At 45.7% G+C, this 16,864-nt stretch carries 16 protein-coding genes; 5 read left to right on the plus strand and 11 right to left on the minus strand.

The window, feature by feature from the left end; genetic code table 11:
- Positions 1-3: 3 nt before the first annotated feature.
- The 10 genes from QT994_RS22725 to QT994_RS22770 all read right to left on the minus strand — a co-directional run bounded on the left by QT994_RS22725 (position 4) and on the right by QT994_RS22770 (position 13,112).
- On the minus strand, positions 4-168 hold the full coding sequence (locus QT994_RS22725) for a DUF5989 family protein (RefSeq protein WP_333044816.1): 165 nt from the start codon (positions 166-168) through the stop codon (positions 4-6).
- On the minus strand, positions 169-585 hold the full coding sequence (locus QT994_RS22730; protein ID WP_333178488.1) for an SxtJ family membrane protein: 417 nt from the start codon (positions 583-585) through the stop codon (positions 169-171).
- Between the two features lie 108 nt (positions 586-693).
- Entirely contained in the window at positions 694-2,670 is a 1,977-nt protein-coding gene (locus tag QT994_RS22735) for a carbamoyltransferase (protein WP_333178491.1), read from the minus strand.
- 169 nt (positions 2,671-2,839) lie between these two features.
- Positions 2,840-3,325 (minus strand): hypothetical protein, encoded by a 486-nt coding sequence (locus QT994_RS22740; protein ID WP_333178494.1) that lies wholly within the window; start codon positions 3,323-3,325, stop codon positions 2,840-2,842.
- 203 nt (positions 3,326-3,528) lie between these two features.
- Positions 3,529-4,449 (minus strand): NAD(+) kinase, encoded by a 921-nt coding sequence (locus QT994_RS22745; RefSeq protein ID WP_333149145.1) that lies wholly within the window; start codon positions 4,447-4,449, stop codon positions 3,529-3,531.
- 397 nt (positions 4,450-4,846) lie between these two features.
- Positions 4,847-6,439, minus strand: coding sequence for a hypothetical protein (locus tag QT994_RS22750; RefSeq protein ID WP_333178496.1), 1,593 nt, complete (start codon positions 6,437-6,439; stop codon positions 4,847-4,849).
- A gap of 88 nt (positions 6,440-6,527) precedes the next feature.
- Positions 6,528-10,343 (minus strand): cobaltochelatase subunit CobN, encoded by a 3,816-nt coding sequence (cobN, locus tag QT994_RS22755; protein WP_333178499.1) that lies wholly within the window; start codon positions 10,341-10,343, stop codon positions 6,528-6,530.
- 191 nt (positions 10,344-10,534) lie between these two features.
- A complete protein-coding gene (locus tag QT994_RS22760; protein ID WP_333044837.1) occupies positions 10,535-11,395 on the minus strand; it encodes an EamA family transporter in 861 nt (286 codons plus the stop codon).
- Positions 11,392-12,129: an ABC transporter ATP-binding protein gene (locus tag QT994_RS22765; protein WP_333178502.1), complete on the minus strand. Its 738-nt coding sequence runs from the start codon at positions 12,127-12,129 to the stop codon at positions 11,392-11,394. Before QT994_RS22765 ends, QT994_RS22760 begins: the two co-directional genes overlap by 4 nt.
- Positions 12,130-12,299: 170 nt before the next feature.
- Positions 12,300-13,112, minus strand: coding sequence for an ABC transporter ATP-binding protein (locus QT994_RS22770; protein ID WP_333178505.1), 813 nt, complete (start codon positions 13,110-13,112; stop codon positions 12,300-12,302).
- Between the two features lie 51 nt (positions 13,113-13,163).
- Here QT994_RS22770 and QT994_RS22775 point away from each other — a divergent pair, with 51 nt between their 5' ends.
- The 4 genes from QT994_RS22775 (at position 13,164) to QT994_RS27925 (ending at position 15,141) form a co-directional block, all read left to right on the plus strand.
- Entirely contained in the window at positions 13,164-13,463 is a 300-nt protein-coding gene (locus QT994_RS22775) for a DUF4258 domain-containing protein (protein WP_333178507.1), read from the plus strand.
- 4 nt (positions 13,464-13,467) lie between these two features.
- Positions 13,468-13,716: a type II toxin-antitoxin system MqsA family antitoxin gene (locus tag QT994_RS22780; RefSeq protein ID WP_333178509.1), complete on the plus strand. Its 249-nt coding sequence runs from the start codon at positions 13,468-13,470 to the stop codon at positions 13,714-13,716.
- A gap of 191 nt (positions 13,717-13,907) precedes the next feature.
- Complete coding sequence (locus QT994_RS22785) at positions 13,908-14,774, plus strand: HEAT repeat domain-containing protein (RefSeq protein ID WP_333178511.1); 867 nt, start codon at positions 13,908-13,910, stop codon at positions 14,772-14,774.
- A 160-nt stretch (positions 14,775-14,934) separates the two neighbouring features.
- Positions 14,935-15,141 (plus strand): PAN domain-containing protein, encoded by a 207-nt coding sequence (locus QT994_RS27925; RefSeq protein WP_445243941.1) that lies wholly within the window; start codon positions 14,935-14,937, stop codon positions 15,139-15,141.
- 140 nt (positions 15,142-15,281) lie between these two features.
- On the opposite strand, the gene QT994_RS22790 is transcribed toward QT994_RS27925, so the two are convergent.
- Positions 15,282-16,031 (minus strand): abortive infection family protein, encoded by a 750-nt coding sequence (locus tag QT994_RS22790; RefSeq protein ID WP_333178515.1) that lies wholly within the window; start codon positions 16,029-16,031, stop codon positions 15,282-15,284.
- Positions 16,032-16,315: 284 nt separating this feature from the next.
- Here QT994_RS22790 and QT994_RS22795 point away from each other — a divergent pair, with 284 nt between their 5' ends.
- Positions 16,316-16,756 carry a Uma2 family endonuclease gene (locus QT994_RS22795; protein ID WP_445243940.1) on the plus strand — a complete coding sequence of 147 codons (441 nt, stop codon included), beginning with the start codon at positions 16,316-16,318 and terminating at the stop codon, positions 16,754-16,756.
- The last annotated feature ends 108 nt before the right edge of the window (positions 16,757-16,864 follow it).

Genomic DNA, 16,864 nt, shown 5'->3' on the forward strand with positions numbered 1-16,864 from the left:
TTGTCAAAATAAGGTGTAAATAAACGGAGCAATCACAGAACCGTGACTCAATACAATCAAAGCTCCCAAAAAAACTAAAGTCACAATTAACGGCAGCAGCCAATACTTTTGGCGTTCTCTCATAAACGCCCACAAATCTTTGATAAAGTCTAATGTTGATTCAAACACTTAGAAAGGACGCTCCATACTAATTTTTGTTCTTGTTTTACTTGGGATGCGGTAAGTATCCATTTTAGGATTGAGTTTGCGCCGCATTGTATCTTCGCCGAAAATGTTTTTGAGCACTCCCATCGGCCAAATTATCAGGTAAAAAACTATCCCTAGGACGATCGGCGTTTGGATTTTGTGGAGGATAAGTCCAAAGCGCATCCACCCGTGATAAACAGGATTCAGCGATTTCGGCGCAACCAATGCTAGCACGATTAGGACTGCGCCGATTGCCCAGGGCAGCCAAAAGGGCAACCAAGGTATAGAATGTCTCCTCAGTAAAGGTACTAACCCGAACAGCACTGCAATCAGCCCGCCAATTAGCAGCCCGAAATCGCGCAGGCCTTTTTTATCGAGTTTTTTAATTTCGTCGCTCATTAGAAATGGGGAATGGGGAATTGGTTATTCGTTATGCGTTATTGGTTATTAGTTAGTTGTTATTGGTTATTCGCACTTTTCTAATAACCAATAACAACTAATTAATAACTAATCTAGTTCAAATTCATTTTTCCAAGCATCATCTTGTTTCCAAGGAATTTGTTCGGACTTGGGAAGCAAGTAATTTTCCAAAACCAGATAGTCCATTTCGGTTCGCATGAAACAGCGGTAAGCATCCTCGGGAGTGCAAACAATGGGTTCGCCTCGCACGTTGAAAGAAGTATTTACGACAATCGAACAGCCCGATCGCTTTTCAAAATGGCTGATTAAGTCATAGTACCGAGGATTGGTTTCTTTGTGAACAGTTTGGATGCGAGCCGAGTAATCGACGTGGGTGACAGCCGGAATTTCTGAGCGCGGAATGTTGAGCTTTTCAATGCCAAACAACTGCTCTTGTTCGGGAGTCATCGGAATGCGGAGACTGGCTTTGACAGGTGCTACTAATAGCATATAAGGGCTGGAATGGTCAATCTCGAAATAATCCGCAACTCGTTCGGCTAAGATTGACGGCGCAAAAGGTCGAAATGATTCCCGATATTTAATTTTCAGGTTCATCACGGATTGCATTTTAGCACTGCGGGGATCGCCAATGATCGATCGACCGCCCAGAGCCCGCGGCCCAAATTCCATCCGCCCTTGGAACCATCCCACCACATTTCCCTGTTCCAAAATTTCAGCCAACTGCGGCATTAATTCGGCATCGTCCAATCGGTGATAGCTGGCTTTGACAGCATCCAAATATTCGAGAATTTCTGCCTCAGTAAACCTTGGGCCCAAATAAGAGCCCCGCATTTGGTCGTGACAAGTTAAATGAGCAACAGACTTCGCCACAGTTGCCACCGCTTGGTTGGTAGTGAGAACTTCATTCCTCTCCTCAACCGCTGCGTTTGTAGTGACAAGTTCAGCCTTGAGGGATTCTCTAGTATTTGCTGTCGAGTTCGCGCTCACCGTGCGAGTTTGTTCGCAATACTGGTACCAAATCGCCAAAGCCGCGCCCAAAGCACCCCCAGCATCTCCCGCTGCCGGCTGAATCCAAATATCTTTGAAAATACCTTCCCGCAAGAGTCTGCCGTTGGCAACACAGTTGAGAGCAACGCCGCCAGCAAGACAAAGATAATCGACATTCAATTCTTTTTTAACTGTTCTGCAAAGTCGCAAAACAACTTCTTCGGTAACAACTTGAATGGAAGCGGCAATATCCATTTCTCGCTGAGTCAATTTTCCTTCAGCTTGACGCGGCGGCCCTTCAAACAGTTCGTCAAACTTCTTATTTGTCATGGTTAAGCCAACAGTATAGTTGAAATAATCCATGTCCAAACGGAAAGTTCCGTCATCTTTGAGGTCTATTAAATAGTTGAGAATTTTGTCTACATACTTGGGTTCGCCGTAAGGAGCTAAACCCATGAGTTTGTATTCGCCAGAGTTGACTTTGAAGCCTGTGTAATAGGTGAAAGCTGAATAAAGCAAACCCAAGGAGTGGGGAAAATCGATTTCCCACTGAGGTGTAAGTTGGTTGCCGTCTCCCAACCAAACCGATGTTGTGGCCCACTCGCCCACGCCGTCGATGCACAAAACGGCTGCTTTTTCAAAGGGGCTGGGAAAAAATGCCGATGCTGCGTGGGATTGGTGGTGTTCGGTAAATAGCAGAGATGGCAGTTTATTCGTTTTGCAGTTTGCTATTGCTGCCAGATCTTTTTTGAGCATGGTTTTGAGGTAAAGCTTTTCTTTGAGCCATATCGGCATGGCTTTTAGGAAAGAGCTAAAACCTTGGGGCGCGTAGGCTAAATAGGTTTCGAGAAGGCGCTCGAATTTGACTAAAGGTTTGTCGTAAAAGACTATGTGATCGAGTTCCCGCAAATCTATTTTCGCTTCTTTCAAGCAATAAGCGATCGCATTCTTAGGGAATCTGGCGTCATGCTTTTTGCGGGAAAATCTTTCTTCCTGCGCTGCTGCTATAATTTCTCCGTCGCGAATTAAGGCTGCGGCGCTGTCGTGATAGTACGCCGAGATTCCAAGTATGTTCATCGCTCTCCTCACAAATCGCAATGCGTTTGCTTTTGACTATTTAGAATAGCTAACGATTATAGCTGCTTAAGTGCTGATTGGGAATTGAATTTTGCGATCGCCTCTAATTTTACCTGGATCGATGTCGGTGGGCAGCGCTCGGACGATCGTCTGTTTGACAGCATTTAAGCTAGCGCCGGCTTATCCTGCGCCCCCAAGCTCTGAAGTAAGTGACCACCGGGAATTGATAAAATTCACCTACCAACCACAGCACGATGCCTAAATGCGACAAAAAAGCTAAGCCTGTCCAAGCTGCGGGCAGCCAGGACAATCGGCTGCCGGGAACCGGGGGAAAATAGTAAGCTGAAAGTCCCAGCAAGATAGTGGGAAGGAAAATTAGACCAAAAGCTGCTGCAAAATAGGGCCATCCGAATTCTAGGCCTTCGAGGTGGGCTCCTATCCACTGTTTGCCGTTCCAGTGCCAAGTTACGGGCGGTTGGCGATCGGCCATTTCTAGCGATTGTCTTTCAACGCTTGCGGTATAAATGTGCTGGCAGAAGTTGCAAGCTAGGGCGTCCATCATCGGCATGGTAGAAATTTGACCGGTGCGACAGACGGGACAGGGATATGTATCTTGAGGGTTGAAAGGTCGGGTTGATTTTTTGAAAATCTGCATAGATCAGGCTGTTTGTCAAGAGATTGAGCGATCTTAACAAAGTACAGAGATTATGGGTTGACGGTTGACGGTTGACGGTTGACAGTGAACAGTGAACAGTGAACTCGAATTTACTATTCCGATGCTAACGGATTTGATATAACAGGTTTTTTCACGCCTACGTGTCCCAGGGGTTAATGCAGTTTCACGGTGGATGATTGGGATTAATTGCGGTGATTGTTGCTGTACCGAATTCTGGCTCCTGCCCAGTGAAGTTTTTCCCTCAAAGTGTTGAAATAAGAATAGTTTTCCCGCAAAATGATAAACTTGGCTTCGCAGTCTGCCCTCCGCACGTCTACGCGCTGTCCTGGCCAAATTGCTGTACCCAAAATCCCGTCTGTCCAGAGTTTGGTACTGAGTTCGTAATCTGCTAAAGGCCAAATGCTAACGACTGAACCGGGCGGGAGGACGATCGCCCGACTGGATAAACTCAAAGGGCAAATCGGAGTAACTGCGATCGCCTCCATTCCCGAGTGCATAATCGGCCCGTTGGCAGATGCGGTGTAGCAAGTCGAACCGGTGGGAGTTGCCACAATTAAACCGTCGCCTTGATACTGATCGACTACTTCGCCGTCAACTTCCATTTCTAGAATACAGCTCGGCATTCGATCGGCTGAAGCAGGTTTGACACACATTTCATTTAGCGCCAAAAATCGATCGCTTTGGGGTTCGAGATTGCTTCTGTTTCCCTCAAAAACTGTTGCCTGCAACATCATCCGCTTCTGCACAGCATACCTATCTTCCGAAAGTCTGTCCCAAATCTCCTCAGTATTTTGGAAATCCTCAAAAGACTCGGTTAAAAAGCCCAGATGTCCCCCCACATTCGCTGCCAAAATCGGGATGCCGTCAGCCGCCAAATTCCGCGCGGCAGCTAGGGCCGTACCGTCGCCCCCCAGCACTACCGCTAAATCAATTGGGCTGTTACTAGAAGCTAAAAAAACCGGATACGGGTTATCTTTCGGGCCACTGGGCCCCATTAAAACCTGACACCCGCGACTTTCTAATTGGCGGGAACACTGTTCTGCCCACCGCTGGCTGAGGGTATCTCTGGCTTTGTGGGCGATAATTACTTGTTTTAGTTGCACAACCTATCGATTTTAGATTTGGGATTTGGGATTGTTAGATTTTAGAGTGAACTCACAATCTATCAATTTTAGATTTGGGATTTGGGATTTGGGATTGTTAGATTTTAGAGTGACCTCACAATCTATCGATTTTGGATTTTTGATTGTTAGATTTTAGGCTGAGTGAAATATCTTAAAATGTTTGGTCGCACAAATTGGTTTTGGACATCAGGTTAGATTTTAAACTATTTTTGAGCATTGCGAGGCAGAGCCTGTGGATCTGTATTACCACGATTTGCCTGGTAAAAAGAAAGCCGGGAATAAGAAATATTATTATGACTGCATTTCCACATCTTCCTTCTTCGTGACATCCGTTACATCCGTTACATCCGTTACAGAATCCGTTGCCGAACTTCCTTCACCCGTCGCTGCGACTGGATTTAGGCCGCGGCCAGACAATGCTGGAATCGGCCGCGAGTAGGCGAGAAACTGCGATCGCCCCAAAGTGGTTGAGGTGGCTGGGGTCAAAAAAATAGTCGTTACGACCCGGCCACCGCTGCGACAAGTCGCGGAAAGCAAAGCCTTTTTGCCGCGAGAGTTGCTGCATTCGCTGTCGGAACTGCTGTTCTGCCCACAGGCGAGTTCCATCTAAGTAGTCATCGGTGAGGGGCAAATTGACGAAAATTAGGGGAATTTTGCGAGCTTTGGTAAATGCTACAACTGAATTAAAGGCTGTTGCTTGTTTGCCCCCGAGGTTGAAGTTTTCGTAGTCGCGATCGTACTGGCCTGAAACGTAAGCACGTTCTCGATAATAAGTGTTGGGGTTGTAAGTGCCCGACATAGCCATGAATCCGTTGGAGTCGATCAAATCTGCCAATTCGCTGACTTGCCTCATGGCTACTCTTGTCCGCTGCGAGACTGGAATCAATTGTGCTTTTTGAGTTGCTGCATTCGCTGCGATCGGTTTTAACTCATATCTTGCAGCATTCTCAGCAACGGGCAAGAGGCCCGTTCTACCAGAGATGAATTTGATTGTGGGTTGGGCATCTTCCCCGCCCCTGAAAGGTCGATCGACAAATGCTAATGCTTTGCGGAAAGTGTTGTTAGCGCAGGGCTGCGGGAATCTGTAACACAGCGGAATCACATTCGGTTCCTCCAACTCCAGTTCGGGGCGAATGCCTGCTGCTAAAAGTTGGCTGCCTTCAGAATCGACGATCGAATTAAAAGTGCGATCGTCCCGGCCGCTGTTAAATCCGCGCACACCATCCGCCCAGACAATCATTTGAGGCAAATGACCCGGCTTCAAAAGGCGCCGCAGTTGAAAGTCAACTACTTGTGCAGTTGCGCCGTTGACTGAAAAGTTAAATACTTTTAAGCCCGGACGGCCCCTTTGGGCCAAAGATTGTTTTAGCTGTTTGGGATCTACGCCCTGCAATGCCCGGGAACTACCGACAATCAAAACATCTGGTGGCCCGACGGCAGCAACGTAGGATAGGTAAAGTTCTAGTTGTTCGTTGAGCAAATCGCTGCTGAAGCTGACTGTACTGGCTTGCGATCGGGTTGCGCCCGCTTGCTGTTGGGAATAAACTAGGTTTCTCATGTACTCGATTACTTTTTTCTCAGCAAACGCCCGTCTGGGACTGCCGGGGGGCACGGCTTGCATCCAGGCGACGGCCTGCACCCACAGGGCGGCTACTTCGTCCCAGTCTTGTTTTGAATTGGCTGATTGAGCCAAATTAGAAGCTTGGGTGGCAAAGTTAACTGCCTCCGTGAAGCCATCGTTTTGGGGGCATGAAGCAGCGCTGAGGGATTTTTGGGTTTGGTTGTCGTTTTTAGCTAACAGAGACGTTGACGACTGCACTAGGACTGGGGATTCGATGGAACCAGAAGCCGCTGCGGTGTTGGGCGGCTTCGTTGACGAACATCCGACTGTTAGCGCGAGCACGGCAGCAGCGGCGCAGGTACGTTTTAAGATGCTGGTACTGAGGCTAGCAATGTAGCGGCGAATCATACAGCTTTCACCGTAGGCAAAATATTACTAGATATTACCGCAAACTGCCCATTCGTCTCCCGCGGCGATAGTGACGTTAATTGCCTATTTATGTATGGGATTCGATGACTGCTTCGGCTTGCAGGGCGATCGACCTCAATTTATCCAATGTATCCTGGTTCGCACTCTGCCATAACCCCCGCTGACGAGCTTCTAGCAATCTTTCCGCCATATCTCGAAGTGCCCAAGGATTGTTTTCTTGAATAAATGTCTGCACTTTCTCATCAAAAATGTAAGCCTCTGCGATTCCTTCATACATAAAATCCTCTACACAATTTGCCGTAGCATCGTAAGCAAACAAAAAATCAACAGTTGCTGCAATTTCAAACGCACCTTTATAACCGTGTCGCATGGCACCTTCTATCCATTTGGGATTCACAGCCCTGCTGCGATAAACCCGCGCAATTTCTTCCCGCAGTTGCCGCACTTTCGGATTCTCAGGAATTGAGTTGTCCCCGAAATAAGTTTCAGGATTTTTGCCTTGCAAATTGCGAATGGCGGCCGTCATTCCGCCTTGAAATTGATAATAATCGTCGGAGTCGAGGATGTCGTGTTCCCGGTTGTCTTGGTTTTGGAGAACTATTTGCATTTGGCCCAGGCGTTTTTCAAATGCTTCGGGTGCAGAACATCCCCATTCACTCTGTTTAACTCCTGCTACATCTCCCGGCAAATTTGAGGAACTAGAGGAGGTATAGGCGTAACTGCTCCAATTAATGTAAGCTTTTGCTAAATCGCTGTCGTCTGTCCAGTTTTGAGCTTCAATTATGCCTTGAAGTCCTGCGCCGTAAGCACCCGGTTTTGAGCCAAACACTCGAAATTGCGATCGCCCTTGCGCCTCTTCCTGACTCAAACCTGTAGATTCCCAATACAGAATCTCTTCCTTAACTTGTGCTGCTAAAGGGTTGTCTTCTGCCGATTCGTCTAAATCTGCCACAGCTTTTACCGCACTGTCAAACAAATCAATTAAATTAAAAAAAGCATCGCGGAAAAAGCCAGAAATTCGCAAAGTAACATCAACGCGCGGCCTCCCTAAAACAGAAACTGGCAAGATTTCAAAATCTACAACCCGGCGCGAAGGGCCATCCCAAACTGGTTGAACTCCTATCAGCGCCAAGGCTTCGGCTATGTCGTCTCCCCCCGTCCGCATGGTGGATGTTCCCCACACTGACAAACCCAAAGTTTTCGGATATTCGCCGTTTTCTTGGGTGTATCTTTCGATTAAAGTTTCAGCAGCAACTCTGCCAACTCTCCAGGCCGTTTCTGTGGGAATGGCGCGGATATCTACTGAGTAAAAATTTCGACCTGTGGGCAATACATCTGGTCTGCCGCGAGTGGGCGCGCCGGATGCGCCGCTTGGTATGTGCCGCCCATCTAGTCCGCGCAAAAGGTTGGTAATTTCTTGATTTGTTTGGAGGAGTGCAGGTAAAATATAGTTGTTTATCCAGTCTAATTCTTGTTGGGTGGCTTCTCCTACTTGGATGTTTTTAACCGCAGATGAATGCGGATTAACTAGGATGTTTTCGATTAAGTTATCTACTAATTCAGCGGCTTTTTCTTCGAGTTCTGCGGTTAAATCGCCTGCTGTGCGGTGGTGAATTATCGACGTTGGATCGCAGGTTAAGGGGTCGAAATCGTAGGCTGAGTCTTCAGCTAGGGCGCGGGTTAGGCCCGATCGCCCGTTGGTGGGATGGCGGGCGATCGCAATTATCAAATCTCTCAACTGTCTACCTTCGGGACACTGACCGAAAATGTGCAATCCGTCGCGAATTTGCGATTCTTTGAGTTCGCAAAGATAGCCGTCTGTACGGGTGATAAATTCTGTAAATTCCGATTTATTTAGTTGTATTCCTAAGTCTTTATCTAAGTTTTCTTTGTTGGTGAGGGCGAGAATGCGATCGCGAATCATGGGCAATCTGGACGGATCTAAACTTTGGGCTTCGCAATACTCGTCGATTAAGGTTTCCAACTGCTGCAAAGGCCCGTAGAGTTCGGCGCGAGTCATCGGCGGTGTCAGGTGGTCGATAATCACAGCTTGCGATCGTCTTTTTGCTTGGGAACCTTCTCCCGGATCGTTGACAATGAACGGATAAAAATTCGGCATCGCGCCTAATGCTACTTCTGGATAACATTTGTTAGACAAGGCTATACTTTTACCGGGAAGCCATTCTAAATTGCCGTGTTTTCCAGCATGAATTATAGCGTCAATTCCCAACTTTTCTCGCAACCAATAATAGTAAGCTAGATAATTGTGAGTGGGTTCTAAGTCGGGGGCGTGATAATTTAATGCGGGGTCAAGTTCATATCCCCGCGAGGGTTGAATTCCTACAAATACATTACCGAACTGAATCCCCGGAATCGGAAAAGACGTATTGTTACTTATAAAATCTTGTGCATAGCTTCCCGGAAGCCCCCATCTCTTACAAATCCCATCTTGAACTTCCTGCGGCAAACTAGCAAAATATTCTTCATATTCTGCCAAATCCAAAGATTGATGAACAGGCCGCAATTCGCATCCTTCCGGGTCATTTGTTACGCCAGAAGTCAAAAGTTCAATTAACTCCTTGCCGCTAGCGGGGATGTTTTCAATTTGATAGCCAGCTTGCTGCATAGCTTTGAGGATTTCGACACAGCTAGCGGGCGTATCTAAGCCGACACCGTTGGCTAAGCGGGCGTTGCGAGTGGGGTAATTTGCCAGAATTATGGCGATGCGTCTGTTGGCGACTGGGGTTTGTTTCATTTTCACCCAATTCGCGGTTAAATCTGCTACAAATTGAATGCGATCGCCCGCAGCGACATAACCCACTACATCTGTTTCTAATTCGCTGTTCCAAGTCTGTACGGCTTTAAAAGAAACAGCCCTAGTAATGATTTTTCCGTCTACTTCCGGCAATGCTACATTCATCGCTACATCGCGGGGCGAAAGTCCCTGAAGTTCCGTTGCCCACTGTTCCAAACCGCCACCGCTGAAGATTGCTTGCAATACGGGAACGTCTAAGGATTTTAAGCTGTTTTGTTCGGGTTCTTGACTGTTGAAACCGGAGACTGCAAAGCTTGTGGTGTTGAGCAATAATTGAATTGGTTCGGATTCTTTAGGTTGAAAATACTCCAGCAATTCAATTTGCAAATCAGGTTCCCGCAGAGAAGACACAAAGACGGGAACTGGTACTAAGTTTCGCTCAGATAGAGCTTGACAAAGCGCCTCAATTGGTGCTAAGTTTCCTGATAAATAATGAGCGCGATAAAATAAAATTCCGACTTTAGATTTAGAAGTAATGTCTCCGTGTCCGCAATATGACGATGAGTCAATTGGCTTTTTCCAATCGTAAATTCCGACGCGGGAGACTGTTTGAGGTAGGGGTGGATTGTAAGCAGTTTTCAGGCAAGTATCGGCGGCAAATTTGAGGGCGTTAACAAAGTTTTGGACTCCGCCTTCTGTAAAGTAGCGCCACAGTTTATTGACTGCTGATAGCGATACATTTGAATGGCTGATTAAATCTGGATCGGGACTGTCTTCTCCCGGCATTACAATCAGTGATGCCTTAGTTTTCTGCACAGTTTCCCGCAGAATTTCTAACCCGTAAGACCAATAAGAACGCCCTCCTAAAAGTCTTAAGATTATGACCTCGGCGCGTTCTAAAACTTCCTCGGCATAAGTATCAATTGTTAGTTGTTGCTGCAACTGAAGCAGGTTTACTGCGCGCACTTTGGGGAATGCTGCCGGCATTTTGGATGCAGCGGCTGCGAGAGTTTGAATGTCGGTGTCAGCAGCACTAATAAATACTATTGGTGCTGGGGTTTGCTGAATAAAAATTACTCCTTCTGCTTGAGGGTTCCAACCTCCGGGTGTGGCGGCTATTTTGTGCATTAAATTTTTTTATGTTAATAAATAGTGAGAGAAAGTGCGATCGCCTTGAGTATAACATGACTTATACATCAATAGAGGCGAGGGCGTGTTTCCAACCCAGACCTCCCCGCCCAACCGAGAGAAGGCGATCACGGGGGCACCGCCCCTATATTCGGGGAGAGAACCAGCGTCAAAGTCTCCGAAATCTCAACCTATAAACTGATAAATAAAACTCCCAAAATCATGATCCCGGCCCCTAAGAATCTTTGTTGAATATCTTTTTCCTTAAAAAGGAAATGACCGAACAATACACCCATTAACACGCTAGTACGCTTAATCGCGATCACTTGCACTACGAAAGCTAATGTCAAAGCTTGCATTTGAAAAATTATTCCAATAGCATTGATAAACCCCATACCCGCTAGCATTGGTAATTGTTTGAAAATTTGTCGCCCTGGATTTGGGGTTTTGTGCAATAAAACTGGCAGTAGCAAAACACTCATGGTACCAAACAAAGAGAATACCCAAAAAATAGGGTGGGAATTTGTAACTCCTATTTTGTCAAAATTTGCCGCAATACTCCATAGTACTGCGACGATTAACATCAACTTGGGTCCTGGTTCATCCAGCAGTGCTTTGAATGGGGCTAAATATCCTTTAGATTTCTCTTTGATATTTAATAAATAAGAGCCGGCTACGATTAGTAAAATGCCAATATAATCAAAAAATTTGGGATATTCACCGACAATTAACGGTGAAGTTACCAACATGAATAATGGTGTCAAAGCTACCATCGGTAGTGTCAGGGATAAATCTGATAGTTTGATGGCTTTGATGTAGAGGAGGGCTGTGACAGCGTTGATGCTACCTCCGATTAATAGGGCGAGCCAAAATTGAGAGTTTAATGGCGGAATTCCTGTATATAATACCCAGGGAAGCAAACAGATGACTGAAAAAAAGGAGAGAGACCAAGCGACGACATATTCGTCACTTTTTTTGAGGTTTTGTTTGCCAAAAACGTCTTTGACGGCTTCAAAGAAAGCGGTCAAGATTCCAAAAATTAACCAAGTCAACCTAAATATGCGCTCCTGACTCGCTCGTCGTTTAGCAAATCCGTTCCAATACCTGTGAGAGTAATATTACCAGCCTCTAGCACGTAACCCCGATCGGCAATTTGCAGTGCTAAATTGGCGTTTTGCTCCACTAACAGGATTGTAACGCCTGTGGAGCGGAGGTTTTGAATAATTACAAAAATTTCTTTGACGATCGCGGGTGCTAAGCCTAAACTGGGTTCGTCTAATAATAGCAGTTTCGGGCGCGACATCAGAGCACGGGCGATCGCCAGCATTTGCTGTTCCCCGCCGCTGAGAGTTCCTGCTAGCTGGCGACGCCTTTCTGCTAAGCGTGGAAATATCTCAAATTGGCGCTCTAAATCGGCTTTTACGGCCGCCGAGTCCGATCGAATATAAGCCCCCAATTCTAAGTTAGTTAACACCGTTTGCTGCGCCAAAACCCGCCGCCCTTCTGGACTGTGGGCGATTCCCAATTTCACAACTTCGTGAGCTTGGCGGCGGCTAATGTCGCGCCCGGTATAAATAATTTGTCCTTGGTGTATATTAACTATTTTGGAAATAGCCCTGAGTGTGGTACTTTTGCCCGCACCATTAGCGCCGATGAGACTGACAACCTCCCCCGCATTGACGGTTAAATTAATATTTCGCAGGGCTTGAATGCCTGCGAAATTCACACAAAGATTCTTGAGTTCTAAGAGGATGTTTTGAGTGGTTTTGGGTGGGCTATGTTGCATTTTGTGTGACTTAATTCTTGATAACAAAACTGTCTCTCTTCCAGCAGTCCGCCCGGGGTTGAAACCCCTGGCTCATAGCTGAAGTCCTCTTAAGAGGACTGGAAGATTCATTTAAGGCTAACTATTAATTTTAGTCGTTCCTCGCCCGAGCAGGGAAACATTTACACTTTCTACGTTTCATCTCCCAAATAAGCCTCAATTACCGCCGGGTCATTCCTCACAACAGCAGGTTCTCCCAAAGCAATAAGCTGACCGAAATGCAAGACGGCAATTCGATCGCACAACCCCATAACTAGCGGTACATGATGCTCGATCAATATTACAGTTAAATTGAATTGTTGGCGTACTTCTCGGATAAATTCGCTTAATTTGTGCTTTTCACTGGGATTCATGCCCGCAGCAGGTTCATCTAACAGCAATATTTGCGGTTCTAGGGCTAAAGCGCGGGCAATTTCTAAGCGCCTCTGGTCGCCGTAGGGCAAGTTTTTCGCTTGTTCGCCCGCACGATCGCCCAATCCGACTAAATCCAACAATTCTAAGGCTTTCCGCTGGGTTTGGCGCTCCATTGCGTTAGACACTGGCAACGCAAATATGCCCGCTAGCAGTGATAAAACTGGATTGCCCGATCGACTGTGGATGTGTCGGGCGATCGCCACATTTTCCAAAGCAGAAAGTTCCCCAAACAACCGAATATTTTGAAAAGTTCTGGCAATACCTTTATTAGCAATTTGATAAGGTCGCAGTTGAGAAATATTTTCGTTTTGATAAATCAGATTGCCACTAGACGCAGGTATCAGTCCAGTCATTACATTAAATAGAGTGGTCTTGCCCGCGCCGTTAGGGCCGATCAATCCAAATATCTCGTGTTTTTGAACGGTAAAAGATACGTTGTTTACAGCAATTAAACCACCAAAACGACGAGTTAATCCTTGGGCTGCTAAAACAGGATTGCTTGTTGAGAGGGTAAGGGGTTCTGAAATCATCAAATATGATAAAATAGTGATTATCTAATTATGCCTTAAACTTAAGTATAAATGAAAGTAGAGGAAATTCAAGCAAGAGTTCGCCAAAATTTATATGTTTACACAGGTCATGGAGATATCGAGCGTCAGGCTGATGGGTTAACCTTTACTCAGGTTGAGGAAGCTTTACTCAACGGAGAGAGCCTTGAGCAATATCCTAACACTGGTCGAGGTGAAAGTTGTCTAATATTAGGTTATGCAGGTGAGATTCCTATTCATATAGTCTGTGGTTGGCGCGGTGAAAAAGTAGCAATTATAACTGTATATATTCCCAGTTTCCCCAATTTTATTAACCCTAGAACTAGAGGATAGAGCCATGCGAGAAATCCGATGCAATACCTGCGGTAGCAACCGCTATGAGGAACGTAGAATCAATTACCTTTACAGTCATCAAGGTAAATACTTGCTAGTTCCTAACACGCCTGTAGAGATTTGTCTTGAGTGTGGCATGATTTATTATGATGCAGCAGTTCTTAAAGAAATTGAGCGCCGTTTCTTTGCTATTCACCAGCAGAAGGAAATGCCGGATTCATATATTGAAATTCCCAGCAAGAGTTACACGTAAAGAAGTGTTTGTTGAGGGAAGAACCAGAATCTTCTTAAATTCCCCCTAGAAAAGGGGGATTTAGGGCGATCGATTTCACCACAGACAAGCACAAATTTAGATCGCCCGGAGTCCTGAAACTGTTTGATGAGAATGTATACACAATTATTCAAATGGCTGAGACGGCTCATCAAACACAAGGATTCTGGCCCATGACGAAGCACTACCGACAAAGATTAGTTGCCGTAATTGCCCTCTCGTTTCTATCTTTCACATCGCCTTTGCTGTTGACTCGCAATGCTGCGGCTGGAATTGGGGACGAACCCACAGCTAATCCCAAAGAGATTCCCTCCCTCAACGAGAAGTTAAAGAGTAAGGATGAAACGGAACTTGATGCAGCTATTAAGCAGTTACGAAAAATAGGTGAACCAGCCATCCCTGATTTGATGGAAGCTTTGCAGGCTCAGAATTTGTCAGTCCGCCAGGGTGCTGCTGAGGTTCGGAGACAAATCGGTCTCCCTGCTATTCCTGCCCTTGTCAAAACCTTGAAAGACTCAGATGTGTCGGTTCGTGCAGAAGCTAAAACTACACTGCCGCAGCTAATTCTCTTGCTGAAAGACTCCGATGCAACTGTGCGTAGCCGTGCAGACTATGCTTTGGGAAGGATTGGTGCAGAAGCTAAAACTGCTGTGCCGCACCTAATTCTCTTGCTGAAAGACTCCGATGCAACTGTGCGTAGCCGTGCAGCCAATGGTTTGGGAAGTTTCGGTGCAGAAGCTAAAACTGTTGTGCCACAGCTAATTCTCTTGCTTCAAGACTCCGATGCAAAGGTGCGTAGCCGTGCAGACTATGCTTTGGCAAGGATGCGTGCAGAAGTTAAAACTGCACTGCCACAGCTAATTCCCCTGCTTCAAGACTCAGATGTAAGTGTGCGTAGTAGTGCAGCCTCTGCTTTGGGAAGTTTCGGTGCAGAAGCTAAAACTGCACAGTCACAGCTAATTTCCCTGCTTAAAGACTCCCATGTAAATGTGCGTAGTAGTGCAGCGTCTGCTTTGAATAAAATCCGTGCAAAAGCTTAAACTGCACTGCCGCAGCTAATTGTCTTGCTGAAAGACTGCAATCCAAATATGCGTAGTAGTGCAGCCTCTGCTTTGAATAAAATCCGTGTAGAAGCTAAAACTGTTGTGCCGCAGTTAGTGGCTATTGACAAGGTGGAATTTATAGTTAAATACTGACAGCATCGACGCTGATTATAGCAATATGTACATTAGCCAACCCGACCCGGATCTTTGCAAACAAATATGTGCGTTTGATGAACAATATCAGGCTTTTACTTTCGTGAGATCGGGAGTGGAGGGCGATCGAACTCGGTGTTATTTCAAGAATGGCGTGCCTTCACCAACTCCCAGAGAAGGCCGGAATTCTAGTATTAGACCGAGGTGGTAACAGAAAGAGGGAAACGAAATGTTTTTAACGTTTCCTTTTGCAAGGTCAGCATTTCAACGGTCTAAAGTTCTGGTTGAGTGACTGCAACTAGCCTTTGTAATCTTACCAGTCGCTTTCCCCAGTCCGTTCCAATCGCCTTGTTAGGTCGCTTTCGACAATCGCTCCTCCCAAGTGGCGACCAAAAAAGCTGCCATTGAACCCGCCAAGTTGACAGCAAGTGCAGCGTGTCGAGGAGAAGGTTTAATAGCTTGTTTCCCTTTACCATGAGCATCACTAAGCTGATTACGTAAAGTACCAAGTCCTTGAATCACACTCTGGCAACCACCAAGAATTTGTTTAAAAACCTGTTCTTGATGTTGTTCAGGAGCCAGATTAAGTTGCTTAGCAGTTTCATAATATAGTTTAGGCAAATCATCTTTATCACTATGAGGAATCCCTGCTTCATCCAAAATGTGTTTACAAACCGATTCAATTAATGTACGCGCCATAGTAATCGCGGCTTCCGGATCTTGATTTCGGCGTTCAAGAGCTTTTTGCCAAGCAATATGAACCTGTTCTGTATCGAAATTGATAAGAATGGCGGAAATATCATCATCTGCTGGTTGAGCCACAATAATATTTTGCTCTAGAGACGCAATCAATGAACCAAATTCTTCCCATATAAACATCCTTCGTTCTTCGTAGGTACGGAACTTTGCTTTAATAAAACCCCAGAATTTTGAGAGTTCGTCGCAATTTCTAACAAATTGAGGAAGGCGCTCTCTGATTGCGCTATCTCTCAATAACTCTAAACGGAGTTTACTGTATTCCCGATCACTGGGATCGCCACCTGTCGCACGAGCAATAAATATCTCTTGGAGTTGCCGTACTTTATCTAAGCGTGTCATCATCGTTTCTAAAAGCTGAATTATAACCTCAACATTCTAACCTTTACTAATTAAAATTGTCCAATCAACTATCTAGCTTAAGATCGTATAGCTTTATTTTCATATTTTTTGTGATGCCTCACTAACTACAACAACTATTAAACATGGTGTTCCCAAGGATCGCCATTTAGCTAAGATTCCCGGTGCCAAAAATACTGAATTTCTGCCGCAAGAAATTACATCGCGCTATAATATTACAATTGCCGTATCGCTTCAATCTCCTCAAGCCGTCTCGCCTGGGTAATCTTATGACGATGTACGTACCGGATTCGCAGCATTCCCAAACAAAAGTCCTCCCTACGATGTATGATTTACCCAGTGAAGACCCGGAGGAACCCGGTTTGCCTGACGAATTCCACGACTTTCAACCCGAACTGCTGCGTCTAACCTGCCGCCCCGCCAACCATCAGCCAGAACAAATATTTATAGCGACAGACCTCAATCTCTACTACGATTCTAACCATTTCAATTGGTACAAAAGACCTGATTGGTTTGTCGTCTTGGGGGCTCCGAGATTTTATCGAGGTGATGAATTGCGCCTCAGCTACGTGATGTGGCAAGAAAATGTCAGTCCTCTGGTAGTAGTAGAACTGCTGTCACCGGGAACTGAAGATGAGGATTTAGGAATTACAGAAGAAACACCAAATAAACGGGAGCGTGTCACTTTTGCGATGAGTATTTATACTTAACTATTTCTTTGCTTACCAATTAAGTCATTTAAGTAAGCACATCGATGAGCCAATACCTGTCCAATATGTTCTGATTTCCAACTTGCTCCAGATATTTTAATTCGTCTA

This window comes from Microcoleus sp. S13_B4 (assembly GCF_036700885.1).
Lineage (GTDB): Bacteria > Cyanobacteriota > Cyanobacteriia > Cyanobacteriales > Microcoleaceae > Microcoleus.

What these genes read in the sequence shown, in the direction of transcription:
- QT994_RS22790 (WP_333178515.1), bottom strand. Translation starts at nt 16,031, where the DNA reads ATGATGACACGCTTAGATAAAGTACGGCAACTCCAAGAGATATTTATT.
- QT994_RS22785 (WP_333178511.1), top strand. Translation starts at nt 13,908, where the DNA reads ATGACGAAGCACTACCGACAAAGATTAGTTGCCGTAATTGCCCTCTCG.
- QT994_RS22735 (WP_333178491.1), bottom strand. Translation starts at nt 2,670, where the DNA reads ATGAACATACTTGGAATCTCGGCGTACTATCACGACAGCGCCGCAGCC.
- QT994_RS22740 (WP_333178494.1), bottom strand. Translation starts at nt 3,325, where the DNA reads ATGCAGATTTTCAAAAAATCAACCCGACCTTTCAACCCTCAAGATACA.
- cobN (WP_333178499.1), bottom strand. Translation starts at nt 10,343, where the DNA reads ATGCACAAAATAGCCGCCACACCCGGAGGTTGGAACCCTCAAGCAGAA.
- QT994_RS22765 (WP_333178502.1), bottom strand. Translation starts at nt 12,129, where the DNA reads ATGCAACATAGCCCACCCAAAACCACTCAAAACATCCTCTTAGAACTC.
- QT994_RS22780 (WP_333178509.1), top strand. Translation starts at nt 13,468, where the DNA reads ATGCGAGAAATCCGATGCAATACCTGCGGTAGCAACCGCTATGAGGAA.
- QT994_RS22775 (WP_333178507.1), top strand. Translation starts at nt 13,164, where the DNA reads ATGAAAGTAGAGGAAATTCAAGCAAGAGTTCGCCAAAATTTATATGTT.
- QT994_RS22750 (WP_333178496.1), bottom strand. Translation starts at nt 6,439, where the DNA reads ATGATTCGCCGCTACATTGCTAGCCTCAGTACCAGCATCTTAAAACGT.
- QT994_RS22770 (WP_333178505.1), bottom strand. Translation starts at nt 13,112, where the DNA reads ATGATTTCAGAACCCCTTACCCTCTCAACAAGCAATCCTGTTTTAGCA.
- QT994_RS22730 (WP_333178488.1), bottom strand. Translation starts at nt 585, where the DNA reads ATGAGCGACGAAATTAAAAAACTCGATAAAAAAGGCCTGCGCGATTTC.
- QT994_RS22795 (WP_445243940.1), top strand. Translation starts at nt 16,316, where the DNA reads ATGACGATGTACGTACCGGATTCGCAGCATTCCCAAACAAAAGTCCTC.